We start from the raw sequence: 21,665 nt of genomic DNA on the forward strand, positions 1-21,665 counted from the left end.
CGCCGCCACCGACATTCTGCGGCGACCGCCCGTACGTGCAGGTCAGAAGCCTGTGCGGGCAGGTCAGAAGCCGCGGGTGCGGCGGGCGGCCGGGCGGGCCCAGCGGCCGGAGGCGCTGAGGCCGACGCGCTGGAAGGCACGGACGAGTTCGCTGCCCAGGATGACTCCGGCGCCGAGCGCCAAGCCCACCGACAGCGCCCCGACCAGGCTGAGCATGCCGTCCTCGGGCGAGCCGGTGTTGAGCTCGACCATGCCCCGGTAGAGCAGCGTGCCCGGCAGGAGCGGTGAGATGGCCGGGACGACGTAGGGCAGCGCGGGGGCATGGCGGCGCGCGGCGTAGAAGCTACCCAGAGTGCCTATGACCACCGCGGCGATCGCAGAGGCGAGCACCGGCTTGACACCCCATCCGAGGAGCGTCACATACAGAATCCAGATGAGTCCACCGCCGACGGCGGCGGGTGCCAGGACGGACCGGGGCACCGCGAGGGAGACGGCGAAGGTCAGCGCGACGGCCGCCGCCGCCACGATCGCGACCGGGGACAGGAAGGCCGGGAAGTCGGGCAGGTGCTGGACGTCGACGTCGACGCCGAAGCGCACCGCGCCGTAGACCATCACGCCGAGCCCCGCCACGATGGCCGTGATCAGGAAGAACACCTCCAGGAGGCGGGCGCCGGCGTTGACCATGTTGCCGGTGATGCCGTCCTGGATGCTCGCCACCAGCGGGCGGCCGGGCAGCAGCGCCAGGATCGCGCCGGTGACGATGGTCGAGGCCCGGTCGGAGCCGCCGAGCGCGATCACCAGTACGGCGGCGCCCGCCGCGATCGCCGCGGCCACCGCGAGCTGGAAGAACTCCGCGACCCCGCGCCGGGCCAGCGCGGCGGCGGTGCGGTCGCCGAGCAGGGTCGCGACGAACGCGGTGCCCGCGACCAGCGGCCCGCCGCCCATCAGGACGGCCGCCGACGCGGCGATGAGCCCGAAGCACACGACCAGGAGCCACGGTGGGTACGGCGCGAGGCCGTGTTTGATCTTGGCGAGCCGCTGGTGCGCCTCGTCCAGCTCCAGCATGCCGATGGAGGCGTCCTGGACGAGGGAGTGCAGCTCGGCGAGGCGCCAGTACGCCGGCGTGCGGCGCCGGACGGTCCGGGCCGCGGTGACGGGCATCGCGCCCTGACCAGGGTGCACGGAGATCTGGAGGGCGGTGAAGGTCACCTGGACCTCGCAGCGCGGCAGTTCGAAGGCGAGCGCCAGGCTGAGCATCGCCTCGTTGATGCGCTCGGTCGACTCGCCGCTGGCCAGCAGCAGATCACCGACCCGCAGCACGAGGTCCATCGCCCGTGGGTCGACCTGCTCGCCCGGCTCGTCCTCCGGGGGCTCCGCCGGAGCCCCGTCCATCAGCACCTGGAAGGTGCGCCGTACCCGGTCCGCTGCCCGCCCCATAACGCGAACGTGAGCCTCCGTACCTTGATCACTGATCTTCCCTGGGCAGGCTACCTTGCGTGACGAAACATCCCGAACGGCGCCCTCCGGGCCGGACGGCCCGGCGCCTGGCCGCCCAGGTCGCGTCGTTCTGGAAGCGGGCCGTCCACGGTGCGATCATCCTTTCGCACTGGTCATCGCCCGGGTGGCCGCGGGCCGAGTACAGGAGTGGACCTTCATGATCGTGGGGGAACGGCGGTCGCTGGGGCGGTCGAAGGTCTCGGTGACCGCGCTGTCGTTCGGCAGCGCCGCCATCGGGGGGCTCTACGCGCCGGCGCCGGAAGGCGCGGAGACGGCGCGGCGCGCGCTCGATCTGGGCATGCGCTATCTCGACACGGCCCCTCACTACGGGGCGGGCACCGCCGAACGACTGCTCGGCGAGGTGCTCAAGGACGTGCCGCGCGACTCGTACACCGTCTCCACCAAGGTCGGACGCCTGCTGCGGCCGCGCCTACCGGGCGAGGACCCCGACGACGAGGGCTTCGCCGGGGAGCCTGCGATGAAGCGTGAGTGGGACTTCAGTAGCGCCGGTGTACGCCGGTCGCTGGAGTCCTCCCTCGAACGGCTGGGGCTCGACCGGGTCGACATCGTCCTCCTCCACGATCCGGACGAATACGAGGACGACGTCTATGCCGAGGCTTACCCGGCGCTGGCGAAGCTCCGGGACGACGGGGTCGTCGGCGCCATCGGAGCCGGCATGAGCCAGGCCCCGATGCTGGCCCGGTTCGTCCGGCGGCTGGACCTGGACGTGGTGCTGTGCGCAGGGCGTTACACCCTGCTGGACCAGTCGGCGCTGAGTGAACTGCTGCCCGCGTGCGCCGAGCGCGGCACGTCCGTCGTGGTAGGCGGCGTCTACAACTCGGGCCTGCTGGCGGGCGGGACGACCTACGACTACGCCGCCGCGCCCGCGGAACTGCTCGATCGCGTAGAACAACTGCGGCTCGTCTGCGACGGGCACGGTGTGCCGTTGCGGGCGGCCGCGATGCACTTCCCGTTCGGCCATCCGGCGGTGGCGAGCGTGCTCACCGGCTGCCGTACGCCCGCCGAGGCGGAGGACAACGCGGCCTTGTTCGAACGGGACATTCCCGTGGAGCTCTGGACTGACCTGCGCGATGGTGGTCTGCTGGCCGCCGACGTCCCCGTTCCGTCCCGAGGAGATCGATGATGATCGACGCGCACCAGCACCTGTGGGACACCGCAGTCCGCGACTACGCGTGGATGGACGGTCCCTGGGCTGACCCGTTGCGCGGCCGGTTCGACGTCGAACGCTATGCCGAGGCGGCGAAACCCCTCGGAGTGACCGGCTCGGTCGTCGTCCAGGCCACGCACAGCCTGGCCGAGACCCGCGAACTGCTGGCCACGGCGGACGCCAAGCCCATCGAAGGCGTGGTCGGCTGGATCGATCTCACCACCCCGGACGTCGCCGACACGATCGCGTCGCTCTCCGGACCACTCGTAGGGATCAGGCACCAGGTCGAGTACGAGTCTGACCCGCACTGGCTGGCGCGCCCGGACGTACGGCGCGGGCTACGGGCTGTCGGGTCGGCCGGGCTGGTGTACGAGTTGCTCGTCAAGCCTCCGCAGGCGGACGCGGCGCTGGCGGTCGCGGAGGAACTGCCCGAGGTGCCGTTCGTCCTCGACCATGCCGGCAAGCCGGACATCGCGGGAGGGGTGTGGGAGCCGTGGGCGTCGTGGATCATGGCGATGGCCGGGCTGCCCAACGTGACCGTCAAGCTGTCCGGTCTCGTCACCGAGGCGGCGCCCGGCTGGAAGAGCGCAGACATCCTGCCGTACGCCCGGCACGTGGTGGACGCGTTCGGGCCGGGGCGGGTGATGTACGGGTCCGACTGGCCCGTCTGCACACTGGCCGCCTCGTACGGCCAGGTGCTGGAGCTGGCCGACGCCGCGCTCGACGGGCTGAGCGAGATGGAGCGCGCCGAGGTGTTCGAGGGCACGGCCAGCCGGGTGTACGGGATCGGGGGGTGAGCAGGCCGTGCGCGTCGCGTTATTCGTGACCTGCGTCAACGACATGCTGTTCCCGGGTACGGGACGGGCGACCGTACGGCTGCTGGAGCGGCTCGGCTGCACGGTGGAGTTCTCGGCGGCGCAGGCTTGCCGCGGCCAGATGCACTCCAACACCGGCTACCGAGGTCATTCGGCGGTCGGCCCGGGCCATGACCCACCGGAGTTGAAGATCGCCAGGGCGTGACGAACCAGCCAGTGTTTACTGGCGCTATAGGATTTGACCTGGCTCTTCTTGTCATCTGTGCGCGAATTCGTGCGCCGAATTGGCGCGTGCGCTGCCTCCCGCTGGAGATCCTTTTCAGCATACGTTCGCGGCGGTCCCCAGAGGTCTGTCACGCGGCACGGCCGGGATCGGGACCTACCGATCGCGGAGGGGCGTCGGATGCGTCACGAGTCAGTGTTGCTGCGGCGGGTGGCCGGTGGGTCGCTCGTCCTCGTGTTGACCGCCGGAACGCCGAGCGTGCTGCCGCAGGTGTCGGCGCAAGCGCAGGCGTCGGCGCAGGCGCAGGCGCAGGTGTCGGCGCAGGCGCAGGCGTCGGTGGGCAGGAGCGGGACGGCGACGTCCGCGCCGGGCCTGTCAGGCGCGGCCTCGCCGGCGCTCCGGCGCGCCGACAGCGGAGCTGCGATCACCGAGGAGAAGTGGATCGACGCCTCCACGGTGGACCTGGCCGTGGCCACCCCGGCGATCGGCACGACCGAGATGGTCCGCGTTCTCGTGCCGAAGGGATGGTCGCGTGACGCCCGCCGTACCTGGCCTGTGGTCTACGCCTACCAGGGCGGCAACGACGACTACCTCTCCTGGGTGAGGGGCAGCCAGCTAGCCGAGCTCGCCGCCAAGTGGGACGTCATGGTGGTGATGCCGTCGGGCGGCAAGAACGGAGGGTCCGCCGACTGGTGGAACTACGGCAAGCGCGGGACTCCCAGATGGGAGACCTTCCACACCACCGAAGTGCTCCAGTTGCTTGAGCGCAACTACCGGGCGGGTACGCGCCGGGCCGCGCTCGGTGTCTCTTCCGGTGGCCAGGGCGCCATCGCGTACGCGGCCAGGCATCCTGGCATGTTCCGTTACGCGGTGAGCTTCAGCGGCATCCTGCACCTGACCAAGCCGGGCATTCCTACGATCCTCATGGTCCAGGGAATCCCCTTCGGCTTCGACCCGTTCCGCGTCTGGGGCATCCCCGGCTGGGACGACAAGAACTGGAAGGCGCACGACCCGTACGAACTCGCCGGGCGCCTCCGCGGTACCGGGCTCTACATTTCCAGCGGCACGACCGGCTTGCCGGGTCCCTACGACAAGCCGTTCGAGCCACCGCTGCGGCGCAACGTGCTCGGCGCGGTCGGTGAACTCATCGTCGGCTCCACCACCGTCGACTTCGTGGCGAGGCTCAAGCAGCTCGGCATCCCGGCCACCACCCACGTCTACGGCAACGGCTGGCACAACTGGAGCTACTGGCGGCCGGAGCTCGACAAGGCGTGGCCGCTCATGATGAAAACACTCCGAGCGGGGCGGGTGTGAGCGCCATGGCCAGATCCCGATGGTGGGCAGAGGGGGCGGCAAGGCGCTCGGCAGCGGAGTGGTTGACGGCCTCGGTGGCGGCCGGTCTCGTCGCGGACGGGATCTGGCGCCGGTCGCGGGCCATGCGGCTGCCCGTCCTTCCGCCGTCCTCGAACGCGCAGGTCTCGGGCGAACATCACTTCGTGACCGCCGAAGGCGTCCGGCTGGACGGTGCGACGCGCAGGGCCGCGAGCGCCTATGCCGTGGCCGAAGGACTGGATGTGCTGGACCTCGTCCCGCAGGGGCTGGACGCCGTGCGCGCCCTGGAACTCGTCCGGCGGCTGGACCCCGGCTCGTTCCGTTCGGCACGGCTCGCCCGTGGTGAGGGCGCCGGCCATGCGCTGCTGGTGAGTGCGGACGTGCTGAAGCGCGCCGGCCTGACGAAGCTGGACGGGCTGTCCGCAGACGAGATGGACGAGGTCACCATCCGGCTCAAGCAGTACGCGCCCGTCACGATGGACCTCGCCGTCGTTCCCCGTATGGCGCCGCTGCCGCCGACGGCCTTCAGTGCAGCCGAGAGGCGGGCCATCCTGCGTCGGCGTTGGCAGCTGGACCTGCCCACCTACCTCACGGGAGTCCTCGGCGGGTTCGGGGTACTGGGGGTGTTGGCGGCGCGCCGCCCGCTGTGGGGCGCGGCCGTGGTCGCCGCCGCCTGTGCTAACCCCGTGCTGGCGACGGCAGGGACGCCTCTGCGCCCGTACGACCGGTTCGGTTTCGCGTTTCGGCGTCCTGTGTCGGCACCGCTGCGAATGCTGCGCGTCGCGTTCACCCGGGAGGAGCCGAACGCGGACCTGGCGCGACTGCGCTCGGAGTATCGGGCGAGTGTCGGTGCCGGGCTAGGGCGGTTCGTGGAGCGGCCTCGGCCGGACTGCCCCTGGTGCGGCGCGACGGTGGTGCGCAAGCGGCTGGTCAGTGGCGACTACCAGCAGCGCAAACCCGGCACGTTCCGGATCGACACGTGCGGCGCCTGCGGCCACAGCTTCCAGAACCCGCGACTGTCGGAAGAGGGGCTCGGCTTCTACTACAGGGACTACTACGACGGGATCGGGGAGGCCGAGGTCGAGCGGGGCTTCCGTCTGGGGGCGCCGCACTACCGGGCGCGTGCGCGCATGCTCCGCGGGCACGCGACGCCTGCGGCCTGGCTCGACGTGGGCGGCGGGCACGGGCACTTCTGCAACGCGGCCCGCGACATCTGGCCCGGCACACGTTTCGACGCGCTGGACTTCGGGTCGAGCGTGATCGAGGCCGAACGGCGCGGCTGGGTCGACCTCGCGCATCGCGGGCAGTTCCGCGAGCTGGCCGACAAGCTCTCCGGCACGTACGACGTCGTGAGCATGCACCACTACCTGGAGCACACGACCGACCCGACCGCCGAGCTGGAGGCGGCCGCGCGGGTGCTTCCGGCCGGTGGGCACCTGCTCATCGAGGTGCCCGATCCCGAGTCGCCCGTCGCGAGACTGGCCGGGCGCTGGTGGCACAACTGGTTCCAGCCGCAGCACCTGCACCTCATCCCGCTGGCCAACCTGACCACCGCCCTCGCGGCGCGCGGCTTCCGGGTCGTCGCCGTGGACCGCGGCGCCGCACACCAGGAGCTCGACCTGCTGATGGTCGTGACGCTGCTGCTCAACAGGATCGCCCCGCCGCACCCCGACCGGCCATGGAACGACCCCGGACGGCGGCGCCTGCGCATCGGCGGACGGGTCGCGGTGACGCTCGCAGGACTGCCGTTCGCCGTGGCCGCAGGAGCGGCCGACCAGCTCGCCCTTCCGTTGATCCGCCGTTTCGGCGGGGCCAACACCTACCGGGTGCTGGCACGACGGACGAACGAGCCGCTCGTCGCATAGCCGCAAGCCCCAGCCCCTCGGGAACGGGGGCGTCAGCCCTTGGGGACGAGGGTCAGGTGCACTGTCGAGGCGCCGCGTTCGGCCCGCAGCTTGAGCAGCGTGGCTCCGGGAGCCGAGGTGACGTCCGCCCCCGTCACTGTGACCTGGTAGCCGTTCGGGTAGTGAAGCGGCGAAGCGAACACGACCGTCTCGGCCCGGCCCTTCGGCGTGTACGTGAGCGTGAAGCTCTTCGTCTGAGGGTCGAAGCCGTAGTTCGTCGGTGTACCGGCGACCGCTTGTGGATAGGGCTCCTCCAGGGCGTTCAGCGCGGTGGTGTTGACGTTGGCGCCGCTGCGGGGCTTGGTGAGGTCGTAGATCAGCCCTTCGACGGTCCCACCGTCCGTGGGGTCCTTGCATCGGCAGTACGTCCACTCCAGCCACGGAAGCTGGCGACTGTCGGCGAGCCGGACGACGTAGGAGAGCTCGCGGGGATTCGGCGTCGCGCCGAACTCGGACAGGATGAGCGCGTCGCCGGTGCGCTTGGACTGCGCCATGGCCTGGTCGACGACCACCTTCTGGACCGCGTCGCACACGGCGTACATCCAGCCCGGTATCGGCTTGCCCGTGATGTCAGGGCAGTACGTATGGAACGAGACGCCGCTCCGTTTGTCCCCTGGCTTGCCGAGGTGGATGGGCGGGCCGAACGTCGCGACAAGGTTCGGCTCGTAGAACGTCAGATGTCCCGGGTCCACGGTACGGATGGCGCGGATCATCTTGGTGAAGAACGGCGCGAGCTTCTTGGAGTCGAAGTCCTTGCAGCCGAACGGCGGGGCACAGGTAGGCCAGGCGCTTCCCGGCCACGGCTCGTTCCACAGGTCGTAGCCGAGGACCGCCGGGTTGTCGCGGAACTTCTTCGCGACGTGCACCCAGGCGTCGGTGTACCACTCCTGCAGGCCCTTGCCATGGACGGGCGCGTTGTTCCAGAAGTTGTCGTTCGCCCGCTGGAGCGCCGGATTGAACAGCAGGTTGGTGAACGTGTCGAAGTTGATGAGGTCGTGCGGGATGCCGTCGGTGCGGATCATCCAGTCCGGGTAGCCCGTGCCCCGGAACCTGGTGTTGAGCAGGTCCTGCGGGAACGTGATCAGGCTGCGGACGCCGTACCGTCCCAGCAGGTCGATGGTGGCCTTGAGGCTGGCCAGGTAGGTCTCGTCGAACTCGCCCGGCCGGGGTTGGAGGCCGGTCATCACGATCCCGATCCGTACCGCGTTGAAGCCGTGCGCCGCCAGGAACTTCGCGTCCTCCTCGCCGAACCCGAGCTTGGACGGATCGAACGGCGCCGCCTTGGCGACCATGTTGAAGCCGTGCAGGATGACGCGTCGTCCCTGGGAGTCGGTGATCCACCGGCCGCTATGGCCGAGGACGCCGGAGACCGGCTGCGGCGGAGTGTGCGCCTGTACCTGTGTGCGTGCCGCTGCCTGCGTCGGCCCCGTCAGCGCCGTTGCCGACGCCGTTGCCGACGCCGTTGCTGGCGCCGGAAGGGCGGCGCACACACCCACCGCACAGGTCGCGAGCCATCTTCGTACTCTCATTCCGCATCCGCCTCCTCCGCCTCTTGAAGGCGGACGGTAAATGGTGGCGGGCGTGTGACACGAGTCACTTGAGCGCGGAATTCAAGGCGAACATGCGCGCGTGTTGATGAGAGGCGAGGCGCCGTGGGTCAGCGGGAGGCGTTGCGCATGGCCAGGCGTACGACAAGGGCGCCGGCGCTCAGCATGAGCCCGCCTCCGACGGCCACTCCGGCCAGGGTGCCGGCACCGTCGCTGTCCGGGAAGAGCCCGTAGCTCACAGCGGTGACAACTCCGGCGACGGCGATCGGCGTGACGGCCATGGGGTACGTGACGCGCAGCCGCCGTAGCGGACTGTCCTCGTCGGAGACCAACCGGCTCTGCACGGCCTTGCGGACCACCACGTACACCAGCGCGATCGTCACGACGGCCAGGACTCCGAGCACGCTGAGGCCCAGCGCGGAACTGCCGAAGTACATGCTGCTGAGCGCGATCCCCATGCCCATGAACGAAAGGGCCATCGTGGCCGGGTCGGGGGCGCGGTGCTGCTGCTCATCCATGGTCGTCTCCTCGTTCAGATGGCTAGTTAGCTGCCCTAGCGAGGTAAACAGTAGAGCGAGTTAGTCAGTATCGCAACCTAGATGGCAATGTGCGCCTGTTTTCCACAGAACGTGATTCTGGTGCGCGGCGTCGGTGGCGGCTGGTAGCAAGGAGGCATGGTTGACGAGGAAGGCCTGCCCCGCGAAGGTCCACCCCGCGAAGATCCACCGCGCGAGGGTCCACCCCGCGAAGATCTGCAGCGCGAAGATCCACTGCGCGACGGGCAGGGTGACGACGCCCTGCTCGACGAGGCGCAGCGCTGCCTTCGTGCGCTGGCGGGGGAGCATGCGCGGCTGCGCGACGACCAGTGGACGGCGATCCGCGCCCTGGTCGTCGAACGGCGGCGCGCGCTGGTCGTGCAGCGCACGGGTTGGGGCAAGTCCGCGGTCTACTTCGTGGCGACCCGGCTGCTGCGCGAGCGCGGCGCGGGGCCGACGGTGATCGTGTCGCCGCTGCTGGCGCTGATGCGCAACCAGGTCGAGGCGGCCGACCGGGCCGGCATCCACGCCCGCACGATCAACTCCGCCAACACCGAGGATTGGGAACGCGTGTTCGCCGAGGTCGAGGCGGGCGAGGTCGACGTGCTCCTGGTCAGCCCGGAGCGGCTCAACAACCCCGACTTCCGCGATCTCGTCCTGCCCAAGCTGGCCGCGGGCGCGGGCCTGGTCGTCGTCGACGAGGCGCACTGCATCTCCGACTGGGGCCACGACTTCCGCCCCGACTACCGCCGTCTCCGCACGCTGCTGGCCGACCTGCCGCCCGGCGTCCCGGTCCTGGCCACGACGGCCACCGCCAACGCCCGCGTCACCAAGGACGTCGCCGAGCAGCTCGGCGGCGACGGGCAGGCCCTGGTGCTGCGCGGCCCGCTCGAACGCGAGTCGTTGCGCCTGGCCGTCGTCCGCCTCCCCGCGGCCGAGATGCGCGTCGCCTGGCTCGGTGAGCACCTGGACGACCTGCCGGGCTCGGGCATCATCTACACGCTCACCGTGGCCGCCGCCCACGAGATCGCCGGCTACCTGCGGGAGCGCGGCTACGAGGTGGCCGCCTACTCCGGCCAGACCGACCCCGCCGAACGCCTCCAGGCCGAGCAGGATCTCCAGGACAACAAGCTCAAGGCCCTCGTCGCCACCAGCGCCCTCGGCATGGGGTTCGACAAGCCCGACCTGGGCTTCATCGTCCATGTGGGCGCCCCGCAGTCACCGGTGGCCTACTACCAGCAGATCGGCCGGGCCGGGCGCGGCGTCGAACGGGCCGAGGTCATCCTGCTGCCCGGCCTCGAAGACCGCGACATCTGGGCCTACTTCGCCGGCTTGGCCTTCCCGCCGGAGCCCGTCGTCCGCGCGACCCTCGACGTCCTGGAAGCCGCCGGCCGCACGGTGTCCACCGGCGCGCTGGAGCCCCGGGTCGATCTCAGCCGCAGCCGGCTGGAGATGATGCTCAAGGTCCTGGACGTCGACGGCGCGGTCCGCCGGGTCAAGGGCGGCTGGACCGCCACCGGCCACGACTGGGCCTACGACCGGGAACGCTACGAGCGCGTCGCCGCCGAACGCACCCGCGAGCAGCGGGCGATGCTCGACTACCTCGACACCGCCGGCTGCCGCGAGGAGTTCCTGCGCCGCCAGCTCGACGACCCCGAGGCCAAGCCGTGCGGCCGCTGCGACAACTGCACCGGCAACTACTGGCCCGCGGGCGTCAGCGAAACGGGCGCCGCCCAGGCCCGCGACCGCCTCCGCCGTCCCGGTGTCGACGTCGCGCCCCGCCGCATGTGGCCGACCGCGGTCAAGGACGACCTCGGCGTCTCCGGCCGCATCGGCCCCGACATCGTGGCCGAGCCGGGCCGGGCCCTGGGCCGCCTCACCGATATCGGCTGGGGCAACCGGCTGCGCGAAGTCCTCGCCGAGGGCGCGCCCGACACCGAGATCTCCGACGAGATGTTCGCCGCCGTGGTGAAGGTGCTGTCCGCCTGGGACTGGGCCGAACGCCCGACCGGCGTGGTGACGATCGGTTCCCGTACCCGCCCGCGCCTGATCGGGAGCCTCGGCCGCCGCATCGCCGAGATCGGCCGCCTGCCCCACCTGGGCGAGTTCGTCCCCCTCGGCGAGCCGATACCCCGGCGGCACAACAGCGCCCAGCGGCTCCGCTCGGTCTGGCACTCCCTCGCCCCGCCGGACGGGATCGCGGCGTCCGGTCCGGTGTTGCTGGTCGACGACCGCATCGAGACCGGCTGGACCATGACCGTGGCCACCCGCATGCTCCGCGAGGCGGGCGTCCCCGCCGTACTGCCGCTGGTCCTGGCGGTGATCAACTGAAACTGTCGCTCTGTCCTGCTGAAATGCACTCAAGGCCATTTGGGGAGGCACCGCCGGAGTAGTACCGTCCCTGTCCGTGTCTTCCAAGACCTCCGCCGTGGACCGGTTGCTCGACTGCCCGCCGGGGCTGCTCGACACCACGTTCGATCAGCTCCGGACCCTGCTCGTCGTGCACGAGACCGGGTCCGCGCTGCGGGCCGCACGCGTCCTCGGCCGCGAGCAGTCCAGCGTGCAGAAGCAGCTCGACACCCTCAACCGCAACTACCAGGCGATGTGCGGCGAAGTGCTGACCCTCCGCCAGGGCCGCGGCAAGGACTACCTGTTCACCCCCACGGGCGAGGAGGCGGTCGAACTCGCCCGCCTCGCCGTCGCGCAGTGGACGGACGCGGTCAACTGGAGCCGCCGCCGCCTCGGCCGGATGCTCACCGTCGGCACCACCGAGTTCACGCTCCCGATCATCTCCCGCTCCTGGGAACGCGTGTCGGAGGAGTTCCGGCAGCAGGAAGTCGAGTTCAAGGTCGTCCACGTCCGCACCAAGGACCTGTGGACCCGGCTGGAGACCCGCCAGGTCGACCTGATCTGCGGCAGCATCGTCAGCACCGCGGACGGCGACCAGCGCCTCCGCGACTACGACGTGATCGAGTTCGTCCGCGGCGCCCCGATCCTGCTGACCAACCTCACCCCCGACGACCTGCCCGACGACCCGGTCCCGACCAGCCGCCTGGCCGACGTGCCCCTGGTCATCCCGCCCGCGGGCCTGGTCGCCGACTTCCTGGCCTGCTGGTACGGCCCCAGCTTCCGTGACCGCCTCGACGTCGTGGCCGACATCGACGACATCCACTACGGGCTGTCCCTGCTGCGTTCGGGCTTCGTCCGCGGCTGCATGGTCGTCACCGAGTCCATCGGCCGCCGCATGGCCGGCCCGGGCGACCCCGACGAGGTCCCGCTGCGCTCCCTCCGCCTCGTCGACGACCTGGAACCCAAAGCCGAGATCATGACCGGAGCCTTCGTCCACCGCGCTGACCTGCAGCGCTACGCGGTCGGCCACCCCCTCAACCGCCTCTGGGCCGCCGTCCGAGACGACTCCCACCGCTACACCACCCGCCCCAAACCCACCTGACCGCACCGAGAAGGCCCCCAACGCCCAAGCTGTACGAGCAGCGAGCGACGGTGGCCCCGCAATCCAGCCGGTAGCGCCGCCCAAAACACTGCCAAACGCCCAAGCTGTACGAGCAGCGAGCGACAGTGGCCCGGGAATCCACCCGGTAGCACCCGTCCAAAACACCGCCAAACGCCCACAGCGCGGGCTGTGAGGGTGCTCAGTGATCGCGCCGCGCCCGGAAGACGCCAAACGCCCAACCTTGACGAGCGACCAGCGACGGCGGGCCGGGAACCCACCCGGTCGCGCCCGCCAAAACACCGCCAAACCGCAGTGCAGGGGGGCGGGGGGTCAGTTTTTGATGGGGTTGTCCATGACGTCGAGGCTTGGGCGGGCGCCCAGGTGCTGCATGGCCTGGACGGCCAGGCGGTTGCCTGCGGAGAGGGCCTCGGCGGGGGGCTTGCCCTCCAGCCAGGCCGGGAGGAGGCCCGCGACGAACGCGTCGCCGGCGCCGGTGCCGTCGATGATCTTTTCGATCGGCTCGGCGGCGACGGTGATGGGCTCCGGACGGCCGTTGGTGTACCAGAGGGCGCCGTCCGCGCCGGTCTTGATGACGACCTGCGGGTACCAGGCGGTGAGCACCTTGGCGGCCGAGGCGGCGGTCTCGCGGCCGGTCAGGACCTCGGCCTCGTCGGCGTTGACCACGAGGAGGCGGGCGCCCTGCGTCCACTCCAGGAACGGCTCGGCGCCCATCCGCTTGAGCGGGGAGGACGAGCCGCCGTCCACGGAGATCGACATCTGTGCCTGGCGGGCGAGTTCGAGGGCGTGCGTGGCGGCCTTGCGGGACCCCTCGTTGATCAGTGAGTAGCCCGACAGGTGCAAATGGGTGCCCTGGTTGAACAGGTCCTTGCACCGTTCGATGTCCTCGGGCAGCAGTGCGCCGTTGGCGCCCGGGTCCGAGAGCATGGTCCGGTCGCCCTTGTGTGTGATCAACACGACACAGGTGCCGGTCGGGCGTTCCTGGTCCATCACGAGGCGGGCGTCCACGCCGTACCCCATGAGCTCCATGTCGCGGTTGCGGCCCGCGATGTCGGAGCCGCGCCGGCCCACGAACGCGACCTCGACGCCTTCCAGGGCCAGCCAGGAGGCGACGTTGGCGCCGGAGCCGCCACCGTGCGAAGTCACGGCGGCAGGAGTGTCGCTCCCCTTGGCCAGGGGGAACGCGGCACGGGCAACGGTGTCAGTCATCAAATCGCCGACCACGACCACGCGCGTCATGGAGTCATCACCTCGATCAACACGGCCCGCGCGAGCGGCATTCAGGGGCGTGTGCTCGACCGTAACAGCTCTTGGACCCCCAATAGGTCTCGAACGCGCAGCGAAACCAGAGAACAGGGCGTTTTTGCACCCTCTTGCTTGGTTTTGTTCCTGTCCCGCCGCCGGGGCCCGTGGCGAGACCGTGCCTTACGCTCGGGTACGTGACCGAGGGCTATCCGGATCAGTGGGAGGCCGACGTCGTCCTCACCGACGGCGGGACGGCGCATCTGCGTCCCGTCCGGAGCGACGACGCCGAGCTCCTGCGCGCCTTCTACGCCCGGCTGTCGCCCGAGTCGATCTACTACCGTTTCTTCTCGCCGCGCCCGCAGCTGACCGAACGGGAGATCGAGCACTTCACGACCGTGGACTACGACCGGCGGGTGGCCCTGATCGCCACGATCGGTGACTCGATGGTCGCCGTCGTGCGTTATGACCAGTTGCCTGACCGTCCCGGAACGGCCGAGGTCGCCTTCCTGGTGGAGGACGCGCACCAGGGGCGCGGGCTGGGGGCCGTTCTGCTGGAGCACATCGCGGCCGCGGCGCGCGAACGGGGGCTGCATCGGTTCGTGGCCAGTGTGCTGCCGGACAACCGGCGCATGACCAGGGTCTTCCGGGAGGCCGGTTACCGGGCTGAGCAGCGCTTCGAGGACGGCGTGATCGAGCTCGTCCTGGATCTGGAGCCGACCGAGACATCCGTGGAGGTCATGGCCGCCCGGGAGCACCGGGCCGAATCGCGTTCGATCCAGCGGCTTCTGTACCCCCGGTCGGTCGCCGTGGTGGGCGCCAGCCGCGCCGAGCACAGCGTGGGGCAGACGGTGCTGCGCAACCTGCTGCACGGCGACTTCACCGGCCCGATCTATCCGGTGCACCCGACCGCGACGGCCGTCGCGGGCGTGCGGGCGTACGCCTCGGTCCTGGAGATCCCGGACGATGTGGACCTCGCCGTGGTGGCCGTACGGGCCGACAGCGTCCACCAGGTGGTCGAGCAGTGCGCTGGCAAGGGCGTGCACGGCCTGGTCGTGGTCTCTTCGGGCTTCGGCGAGACGGGTCCGGAAGGGCGGGCCAGCCAGGAGGAGCTCGTCCGGCTGGCCAGGGCGTACGGGATGCGCGTGGTCGGCCCCAACTGCCTGGGCATCGCCAACACCGACCCCGACGTACGGCTGAACGCCACGCTCGCGCCGACCATGCCGGGCCGGGGCCCGGTGGGCTTCTTCTCCCAGTCCGGCGCGCTGGGCATCGCGATCTTGCAGCGTACGGCCGAACGCGGGCTCGGACTCTCCACGTTCGTCTCGGCGGGCAACCGGGCGGACGTCTCAGGCAATGACCTCATGCAGTACTGGGAAGAGGATCAGGGCACCAAGGCGGTCCTGCTCTACCTGGAGTCGCTCGGCAACCCGCGCAAGTTCACCCGGCTCGCCCGGCGCCTCTCGCGCCGCAAGCCGATCGTGGCGGTCAAGAGCGGCCGCAGCACGCAGGGCGTGCCGATCGGGCACGCCGCCCGCGCCCTCAGCCTGCCCGACCACGCCGTCAGCGCCCTCTTCGCCCAGGCCGGCGTGATCAGGGTCGAGGACCTGTCCGAGCTCTTCGACGTCGCCCAGCTCCTGGCCTACCAGCCGCTGCCCGCCGGCGACCGGATCGCGATCATCGACAACTCCGACTCGCTCGGCCTGCTCGCCCAGGACGCCGCCGCGGCGCTGGGGCTGGAGGGCCGCCGCCGGATCGACCTCGGCCCCCTCGCGGACGCCGAGAAGTACGAGGAGGCCCTAGCCGACGCGCTCGCCGACGACACGGTGGACGCCGTCGTGGCGCTCTTCACCCCGCCCACCATCGGCGGCTACGACCTGCGCGTTCCCGAGAAGATCCGCCGCCTCGCCGCCGGCAGCCCCAAGCCGATCGTGGCCACCTACCTCGGTTCCAAGGGCATGCCCGCCGACCTGCGGGTCCCCGGCCCCGACGGCTCCGCCGCCGAGGGCTCCATCCCGTCCTATCCGGCCCCGGAAGACGCCGTCCGGGCCCTCGCGTACGTCATCCGCTACGCGCAGTGGCGCCAGCGCCCGTCCGGCCGCCTCCCCGAATTCGCCGGCACCGACCGCCGCCGCGCGCGTTCCCTCGTCGAAGAGTGGCTTGAGAAGGGCCCCCCGACCCGCGAGCAGACCGCCGAACTCCTGGCCTGCTACGGCATCACCCTCACGCCCAACCCCGCCGAGGGAGTCCCCACCAGGATCGTCACCCTCGAAGACCCCTCGTTCGGCGCGGTGATCTCGTTCGGCCTCTCCGACGAGACCGCGGCCCTCCTGGACGACCGCGCCTACCGCCTGGCGCCCCTCACCGACGTGGAGGCCGCCGAGATGGTCCGCGCCATCCGCACCGCGCCCCTCCTCCTGGGCCATCGAGGCGCCGACCCCGTGGACGTGGCCGCCCTGGAAGAACTCCTCCAGCGGGTCGCCAAACTGGCCCACGACCTCCCGGAAGTGGCCCGCCTCGTCCTCGACCCCGTCCAAGCGACCGCTTCGGGCATCGCCGTCCAGGACGTGACCCTCCGCCTAGAACGCCCCCTAGGCCCCCGCCCCGAACTAGGCCCCCGCCGCCTACCCTGACCCCACCCGCGCGCGCCTGCCCCGGCCCGAACGCGCTACCTGCTCTGACCCCGAACGCACCCGCCGTGCCCCCAAACGCCCACCTGCTCGGGCCCGGCGCGCTACCGCGGCCCCGACCTGAGCGCGCCGCCTGTCCTGGCCCGAACGTGCCGCCTGCCGCACCTGAGCGCGTCGCCTGGCCTGGCCCGAACGTGTCGCCTGCTCGGACTCGCGCGCCGTCTGCCGTGACCCCAACGCTCACCTCCTCTGGCCCGGGCGCGCTGCCTACCTGGCCCGGGCGCGCCGTCTGCCGCGACCTGAGCGCGCCGCCTGCCCCGGCCCGGGCGCGTCGCCTGCTCTGGCCCGAACGTGTCGCCTGGCTTGACCCGAGCGCGTCGCCCGCCCGGACTCGCGCGCCGTCTGTGACCGCAAACGCCCACCTGCTCTGGCCCGGGCGCACCACCTGCTCTGGCCCGAGCGCGCCGTCTGTGACCGCAAACGCCCGCCTGCTCTGGCCTGGGCGTGCCGCCTGCCGCGACCTGAGCGCGCCGCCTGGCTTGACCCGAGCGCGCCGCTTACCCTGGCCCGAACGTGCCGCCTGCCGCGACCTGAGCGCGCCGCCTTGTCTGGCCCGAACGTGTCGCCTGCCCTGGCCCTTGTGTGTCGCCTGCTCTGACCCCGAACGCACCCGCCTGCCCTGGCCCGTGCGTCACCTGCTCTGACACCGAATGCGTCGGATGGTCTGGCCGCACGCGCCGTCTGCCGTGACCCCAACGCTCACCTCCTCTGGCCCTCGCGCGTCGCCTGGCCTGGCCCGGGCGCATCGCCTGTCCTGGCCCGAACGCGTCGCCTGCCCGGACCCGTCCGCCGCTTGGTCTGGTCGGGCGCGTCGCGTGGTCTGGCCCGCGTGCGTCGCCTGTTCTGATACCGAACGTGCGGCACCCGCCTAGTTTGCCGGAGTTGCCCTGCCTTGAAGTACTCGTCGACGGCCCGTGTGGACATGAGTCCACCGTCCTAGGGCTTGGGCACGCCCGGCCTCGGGGCGGTCAGCCTGGCGGGAGTGGCGGGCTCGGCTCCGGAGTGGGCGGGACCGGGTCTGGAAGGGGACCTGGTGGTGACGGGTCCGGCGGCGGGCCTGGCGGGGACGGGTCGGGCCCCGGGCCTGGCGGGACGGGGTCCGGGGCGGGACCGGGCGGCACCGGGCCCGGTGGCGGCTGCGGTGCCGGGCGGCCGGGCGCTGGTTCAGGGGGCGGAACGGGCGGTTCCGGCGCTGGGATGGGCGGTTGCGGGCCTGGTGGCGCCGGGGCCGGAGGGGGCGGGACCGGTGGCGGCGAAGGCATTGGATTCGTGCATTCCATGGAATGTCTCGTACCCCGAGGGCGCCGGGATGACCATGTTCGGGTCCGGCATGTGCGCAGCCCACCCGGAACAGGGCAGGATGGGTTCATGAGGGAAACCCGAGCGACGGCCCACGGGTTGCGGACCGCCATCGAGCGCAGCGGTTACTACCCGGCCCTGGTCGCGGAAGCGGTGGAGTCGGCCATCGGCTCAGAGCCGGTGCTCGCCTACGTGGTGCATCACGAGGCGACGTTCGACCCCGCGATGGAGGTCCGGCGGCACGTGACCGTGCTGGTGTTGTCCGCCAGCCGCCTGCTGGTCTGCCACACCGACGAGCACCCGCCGGGCGAGGGCATGGCGCAACCGCACGCCTCCACCACCACCGAGGCCGTCAAGCTGGGCAGGGTCCAGTCGGTCGCGGTGACCCGGGTGGTCCCCGACCCCGCGTCGTACGTGCCCGGCGTTCCGCCGACGGAGGTGGTGCTGACCATCGGCTGGGGCGCGATCGCCCACATCGACCTGGAGCCCGCGACGTGTGGGGACGAGAACTGCGAGGCCGACCACGGCTACACCGGCAGCGTGACCGCCGACGACCTGTCCCTGCGTGTCAGCGAGGCCGCTGACGGGGCCGACGCGGTCTCCCAGGTGCTGGCCTTCGCCGAGGCGCTGTCCTCCGCCACGGCGAGTTGAGCGCCTCGCCGCCGCCCGTTCCTGTTCCGCGGTACGGGGCGGGCGCGCTCGCCGACCTGCCGCCTTCGGTGCTCGCGGGGCTCGGCGTGCCGGGTTCACGCGACGTGCTGCGCCTGCCGCGCCTGCCGCGGGCGTGCGTACTGATCATCGATGGGCTGGGCTGGGAGTTGCTCAGGGCCCACCCCGAGGACGCCCCGTTCCTCACCTCCCTGCCCGGCGGCCCGCTGACCGCGGGGTTCCCCGCCACCACCGTGGCCAGCCTGGGGTCGCTGGCGACCGGCCTGCCGCCCGGCGGGCACGGGCTCCTCGGGGTCCAGGTGGCGATCCCGGGTGCCGGACGGCTCCTCAACTGCCTGCGCTGGAAGGACCCGGACATCGATCCGGAGACGTTCCAGCCGGCCCCGACCGTCTACCAGAAGGCCGCCGCGGACGGGGTGAACGTCTCCTACGTCGCGCTGGGCTTCTACCGCAACACCGGTCTGAGCATCGCCACCGCGCGGGGCGCCACCTACCGTCCCGCCGAAGACATGGGCGAGCTTGTGGGGCGTACGCAGCACGCGTTGCGGGAAGGCGACCGGGCGTTCGTGACCGTCTACCACGCCGACCTCGACGCGACCGGACACCGGCACGGTTCGGGTTCGGCGGACTGGCGATTCCAGTTGCGGTTCGTGGATCTGCTCGCCGAACGGATCGCCTCCGTGCTGCCGCCGGGCACGGGCCTCTACATCACGGCCGACCACGGCATGGTCGACCCCACCGAACGCGTGGACTTCGACGAGGTGGCCGAACTGCAGGAGGGCGTCGCCCTGCTCGGCGGGGACGCCCGATGCCGCTATGTGTACGCCCGCGAGGGCGCGGCGGGCGACGTCCTGGCGACCTGGCAGGACCTCCTCGGCGACCGGGCATGGGTCTACTCGCGCGAGGACGCGGTGGCGCAGGGATGGTTCGGCCCGGTAGAGCCCGACATGCTCGCCCGCATCGGCGACGTCATCGCCGTACCGTACGCGGACATGGCCATCATCGCCAGCCGCCTCGAACCCTTCGCCTCGCTCATGACCGGCATGCACGGCTCGCTCGTACCGGCCGAGCAACTCGTTCCCCTGCTGCGGGTCATCAAGGAGTAAGCCAGCGGGAAGTAAGACGACAGACGGCAGGAAGTGAGCTGCAGCGTGTGGGCTGCAGAGTGTGGGTTGCAGAACGTTCGCTGCAGGGCGTGGCTCGGCAGGAGCGTGCCAGTAGGGATGTGAGTCGGCAGGAGTGGGCCGACAGGGCGCGTTTCGGCAGGGAGTGGGCTGGCAGGGAGTGGGCTGGACCGACAGGGCGCGTGTCGGCACGGCGCGTGTCGGCACGGCGTGGGTCGGCAGGTCGTGGGTTGGCAGGAGCGTGCCAGCAGGCATGTGAGCCGACAGGACGTGGCTGGCAGGGAGTGGGCCGACTGGGCGCGAGTCGGCCGGGTGTGGGCCGACAGGGCGTGGGCTGGCACGTGGGTTGGCAGGGGCGGACCAGTAGGGATGTGAGTCGGCAGGGGTGACCCGGCACGGCGTGGGCGGGTACGACGTGATCTGGCCCGCGTGACCCGGCAGGGCGTGACCCGGCAGGGCGTGACCCGGCAGGGTGGGGGGCGGCCGGGAGTGGGCTGGCGGGGAGTGAGCCGGCCGGGCGTGGGGCGGCAGGGTGTGGGGCGGCGGGGGGTTGGTGGGTGGGGGCGTACGCTCGGATGACGTGACGAACGATGCTGTGCCTCTCCCTAATCTGGGCGCCGACGGTCAGACTGGCGATGTGCACCCTCTCATCGATGTGCCCGCACTCGTCCGGTTGCTCCGTAACGAGCCGCCGCCGATCCTCCTCGACGTACGGTGGCACCTGTCCGGCCCTCCCGGAATCGACTCCTACCGGCGTGGCCACCTGCCCGGCGCGGTCTTCGTCGACCTTGACCGGGACGTGGCCGGACCGCCCGGACGGGCGGGCCGGCATCCTCTGCCGGCCCCGGCCGACTTCGAGACGGCGATGCGGCGTGCCGGGGTCTCCGCGGACCGGCTGGTCGTCGTTTACGACGACGCCGACTCGACCGCCGCCGCACGGCTCTGGTGGTCGCTGCGGTACTTCGGGCACGAGCGGGCCCGGGTCCTGGACGGCGGATACCGCGCGTGGACCGAGGCGGGGCGGCCGGTCACGGCCGAGGAGCCCGCGGTGAAGCCGGGTGACTTCATCGCCCAGGGCGGCCGCCTGCCGTTGCTGGACGCTGAGGGCGCCGGCGCGCTGGCCAAGTCGGGGGTGCTCCTCGACGCCCGGGCGGCCGAGCGTTACCGGGGTGAGACGGAGCCCGTCGATCCGGTCGCGGGGCACATCCCGGGCGCCGTCAACGCTCCTACGCTCGGCAATGTGGGCGTGGACGGGCGGTTCCTGCCGTCGGAGCTGCTCCGGGAACGTTTCGCCAAACTCGGTGCCACCGACGCGGCGGACGTCGGCGTCTACTGCGGCTCGGGTGTGACGGCGGCGCACGAGATCCTCGCGCTGACGGTCGCGGGCGTGCCCGCCGCGCTCTACGTGGGTTCGTGGTCCAACTGGGTGGCCGATCCCACCAATCCCGTGGCCACGGGCGAGTCAGGACCCCACGCGGAAAAACTTTGAGCAGGCTGTCGAATCCGGCGGTCCCCGTTCGACCTCTCCATAAAGGCACCGAGCCGGGAGAGACAACATGGACATCCTCGCCACACTCAAGGACGAGCGTCTCAGCATCGCCGGATTCCTGGAGGGGCTCGACGATCATGAGTGGGGCGCGGCCTCCCTCTGCGACGGCTGGACCGTGCGCGACGTGGCCGCCCACCTGACGACCTCCACCCGCGCCACCCTCGGCGGAACGATCAAGGGCATCATCCGGGCGCGCGGCAGCTGGGACCGTATGAACGGCGACGAGGCCCGTCGGCTCGCCGCCCGGTACACGCCTGCCGAACTCATCGCCCAGATCCGCGAGACCGCGGGTTCGGACAAGCGTGCCCCGGGGGCCGGGCCGATGGACCCGCTCGCCGACTTCCTCGTTCACGGCCAGGACATCGCCCGCCCGCTGGGCCGCACCAGGACGATGCCCGCGGAAGCCGCCGTCGCGGCGCTCGAATACGTCCGCAAGAGCGCGTTCTACGGCGCCCGCAAACGTCTCCGCGATACGCGCCTGATCGCCACCGACGCCGACTGGCAGGCCGGTGAAGGCCCGGAGGAGATCCGCGGCTCGGTCGCGGATCTGCTCCTCCTGGCCACCGGCCGCACCGCTGCCGTTCCCCACCTAGCCCGGTGA

Annotated in this window: 16 protein-coding genes and 1 pseudogene; 12 read left to right on the forward strand and 5 right to left on the reverse strand. The window is 71.4% G+C overall.

Annotated features, from left to right (window positions below; all coding sequences use genetic code 11):
- Window positions 1-63: 63 nt before the first annotated feature.
- Window positions 64-1,437 (reverse strand): threonine/serine exporter family protein, encoded by a 1,374-nt coding sequence (locus ABD333_RS08260; protein WP_344539311.1) that lies wholly within the window; start codon window positions 1,435-1,437, stop codon window positions 64-66.
- Window positions 1,438-1,654: 217 nt separating this feature from the next.
- Here ABD333_RS08260 and ABD333_RS08265 point away from each other — a divergent pair, with 217 nt between their 5' ends.
- From ABD333_RS08265 to ABD333_RS08285, 5 genes and pseudogenes are all read left to right on the forward strand, one after another.
- Window positions 1,655-2,641, forward strand: coding sequence for an aldo/keto reductase (locus tag ABD333_RS08265; protein ID WP_344539313.1), 987 nt, complete (start codon window positions 1,655-1,657; stop codon window positions 2,639-2,641).
- On the forward strand, window positions 2,638-3,462 hold the full coding sequence (locus ABD333_RS08270; RefSeq protein WP_344539314.1) for an amidohydrolase family protein: 825 nt from the start codon (window positions 2,638-2,640) through the stop codon (window positions 3,460-3,462). Before ABD333_RS08265 ends, ABD333_RS08270 begins: the two co-directional genes overlap by 4 nt.
- A gap of 7 nt (window positions 3,463-3,469) precedes the next feature.
- Window positions 3,470-3,637 (forward strand): annotated as a pseudogene (locus ABD333_RS08275) (heterodisulfide reductase-related iron-sulfur binding cluster); the annotation flags it as partial.
- A 246-nt stretch (window positions 3,638-3,883) separates the two neighbouring features.
- Window positions 3,884-5,017, forward strand: a complete 1,134-nt coding sequence (locus tag ABD333_RS08280; protein WP_344539316.1) for an alpha/beta hydrolase — start codon at window positions 3,884-3,886, stop codon at window positions 5,015-5,017.
- A gap of 62 nt (window positions 5,018-5,079) precedes the next feature.
- Window positions 5,080-6,900, forward strand: coding sequence for a class I SAM-dependent methyltransferase (locus ABD333_RS08285; RefSeq protein WP_344539317.1), 1,821 nt, complete (start codon window positions 5,080-5,082; stop codon window positions 6,898-6,900).
- A gap of 32 nt (window positions 6,901-6,932) precedes the next feature.
- Here ABD333_RS08285 and ABD333_RS08290 read toward each other — a convergent pair whose 3' ends face one another.
- From ABD333_RS08290 to ABD333_RS47465, 3 genes are all read right to left on the reverse strand, one after another.
- Entirely contained in the window at window positions 6,933-8,468 is a 1,536-nt protein-coding gene (locus ABD333_RS08290) for a cellulase family glycosylhydrolase (RefSeq protein WP_344539319.1), read from the reverse strand.
- Between the two features lie 128 nt (window positions 8,469-8,596).
- On the reverse strand, window positions 8,597-9,004 hold the full coding sequence (locus ABD333_RS08295) for a hypothetical protein (protein WP_344539321.1): 408 nt from the start codon (window positions 9,002-9,004) through the stop codon (window positions 8,597-8,599).
- 64 nt (window positions 9,005-9,068) lie between these two features.
- Window positions 9,069-9,227 (reverse strand): hypothetical protein, encoded by a 159-nt coding sequence (locus ABD333_RS47465; protein WP_410555846.1) that lies wholly within the window; start codon window positions 9,225-9,227, stop codon window positions 9,069-9,071.
- On the opposite strand from ABD333_RS47465, the gene ABD333_RS08300 reads away from it, so the two are divergent.
- Both ABD333_RS08300 and ABD333_RS08305 read left to right on the forward strand, forming a co-directional pair.
- A complete protein-coding gene (locus ABD333_RS08300; protein WP_344539323.1) occupies window positions 9,161-11,353 on the forward strand; it encodes a RecQ family ATP-dependent DNA helicase in 2,193 nt (730 codons plus the stop codon). The genes ABD333_RS47465 and ABD333_RS08300 overlap by 67 nt on opposite strands.
- A 76-nt stretch (window positions 11,354-11,429) precedes the next feature.
- Window positions 11,430-12,473 carry a LysR family transcriptional regulator gene (locus tag ABD333_RS08305; protein WP_344539325.1) on the forward strand — a complete coding sequence of 348 codons (1,044 nt, stop codon included), beginning with the start codon at window positions 11,430-11,432 and terminating at the stop codon, window positions 12,471-12,473.
- A gap of 330 nt (window positions 12,474-12,803) precedes the next feature.
- On the opposite strand, the gene ABD333_RS08310 is transcribed toward ABD333_RS08305, so the two are convergent.
- Complete coding sequence (locus tag ABD333_RS08310) at window positions 12,804-13,730, reverse strand: carbohydrate kinase family protein (protein ID WP_344539326.1); 927 nt, start codon at window positions 13,728-13,730, stop codon at window positions 12,804-12,806.
- Between the two features lie 200 nt (window positions 13,731-13,930).
- Between ABD333_RS08310 and ABD333_RS08315 the strand changes: the two genes are divergently transcribed.
- The 5 genes from ABD333_RS08315 (at window position 13,931) to ABD333_RS08335 (ending at window position 21,665) form a co-directional block, all read left to right on the forward strand.
- Window positions 13,931-16,366 carry a bifunctional acetate--CoA ligase family protein/GNAT family N-acetyltransferase gene (locus tag ABD333_RS08315; RefSeq protein WP_344539328.1) on the forward strand — a complete coding sequence of 812 codons (2,436 nt, stop codon included), beginning with the start codon at window positions 13,931-13,933 and terminating at the stop codon, window positions 16,364-16,366.
- A gap of 1,425 nt (window positions 16,367-17,791) precedes the next feature.
- Window positions 17,792-18,373, forward strand: coding sequence for a DUF5998 family protein (locus tag ABD333_RS08320; protein WP_344539330.1), 582 nt, complete (start codon window positions 17,792-17,794; stop codon window positions 18,371-18,373).
- Window positions 18,370-19,497 (forward strand): alkaline phosphatase family protein, encoded by a 1,128-nt coding sequence (locus tag ABD333_RS08325; RefSeq protein WP_344539332.1) that lies wholly within the window; start codon window positions 18,370-18,372, stop codon window positions 19,495-19,497. The genes ABD333_RS08320 and ABD333_RS08325 overlap by 4 nt, the downstream gene beginning before the upstream one ends.
- A 655-nt stretch (window positions 19,498-20,152) precedes the next feature.
- Window positions 20,153-21,004 (forward strand): sulfurtransferase, encoded by an 852-nt coding sequence (locus tag ABD333_RS08330; protein WP_344539333.1) that lies wholly within the window; start codon window positions 20,153-20,155, stop codon window positions 21,002-21,004.
- Between the two features lie 67 nt (window positions 21,005-21,071).
- A complete protein-coding gene (locus tag ABD333_RS08335) occupies window positions 21,072-21,665 on the forward strand; it encodes a maleylpyruvate isomerase family mycothiol-dependent enzyme (RefSeq protein WP_344539334.1) in 594 nt (197 codons plus the stop codon).

It is taken from the genome of Actinomadura fulvescens (assembly GCF_039533225.1).
In the GTDB taxonomy this organism is placed as follows: Bacteria; Actinomycetota; Actinomycetes; order Streptosporangiales; family Streptosporangiaceae; genus Spirillospora; species Spirillospora fulvescens.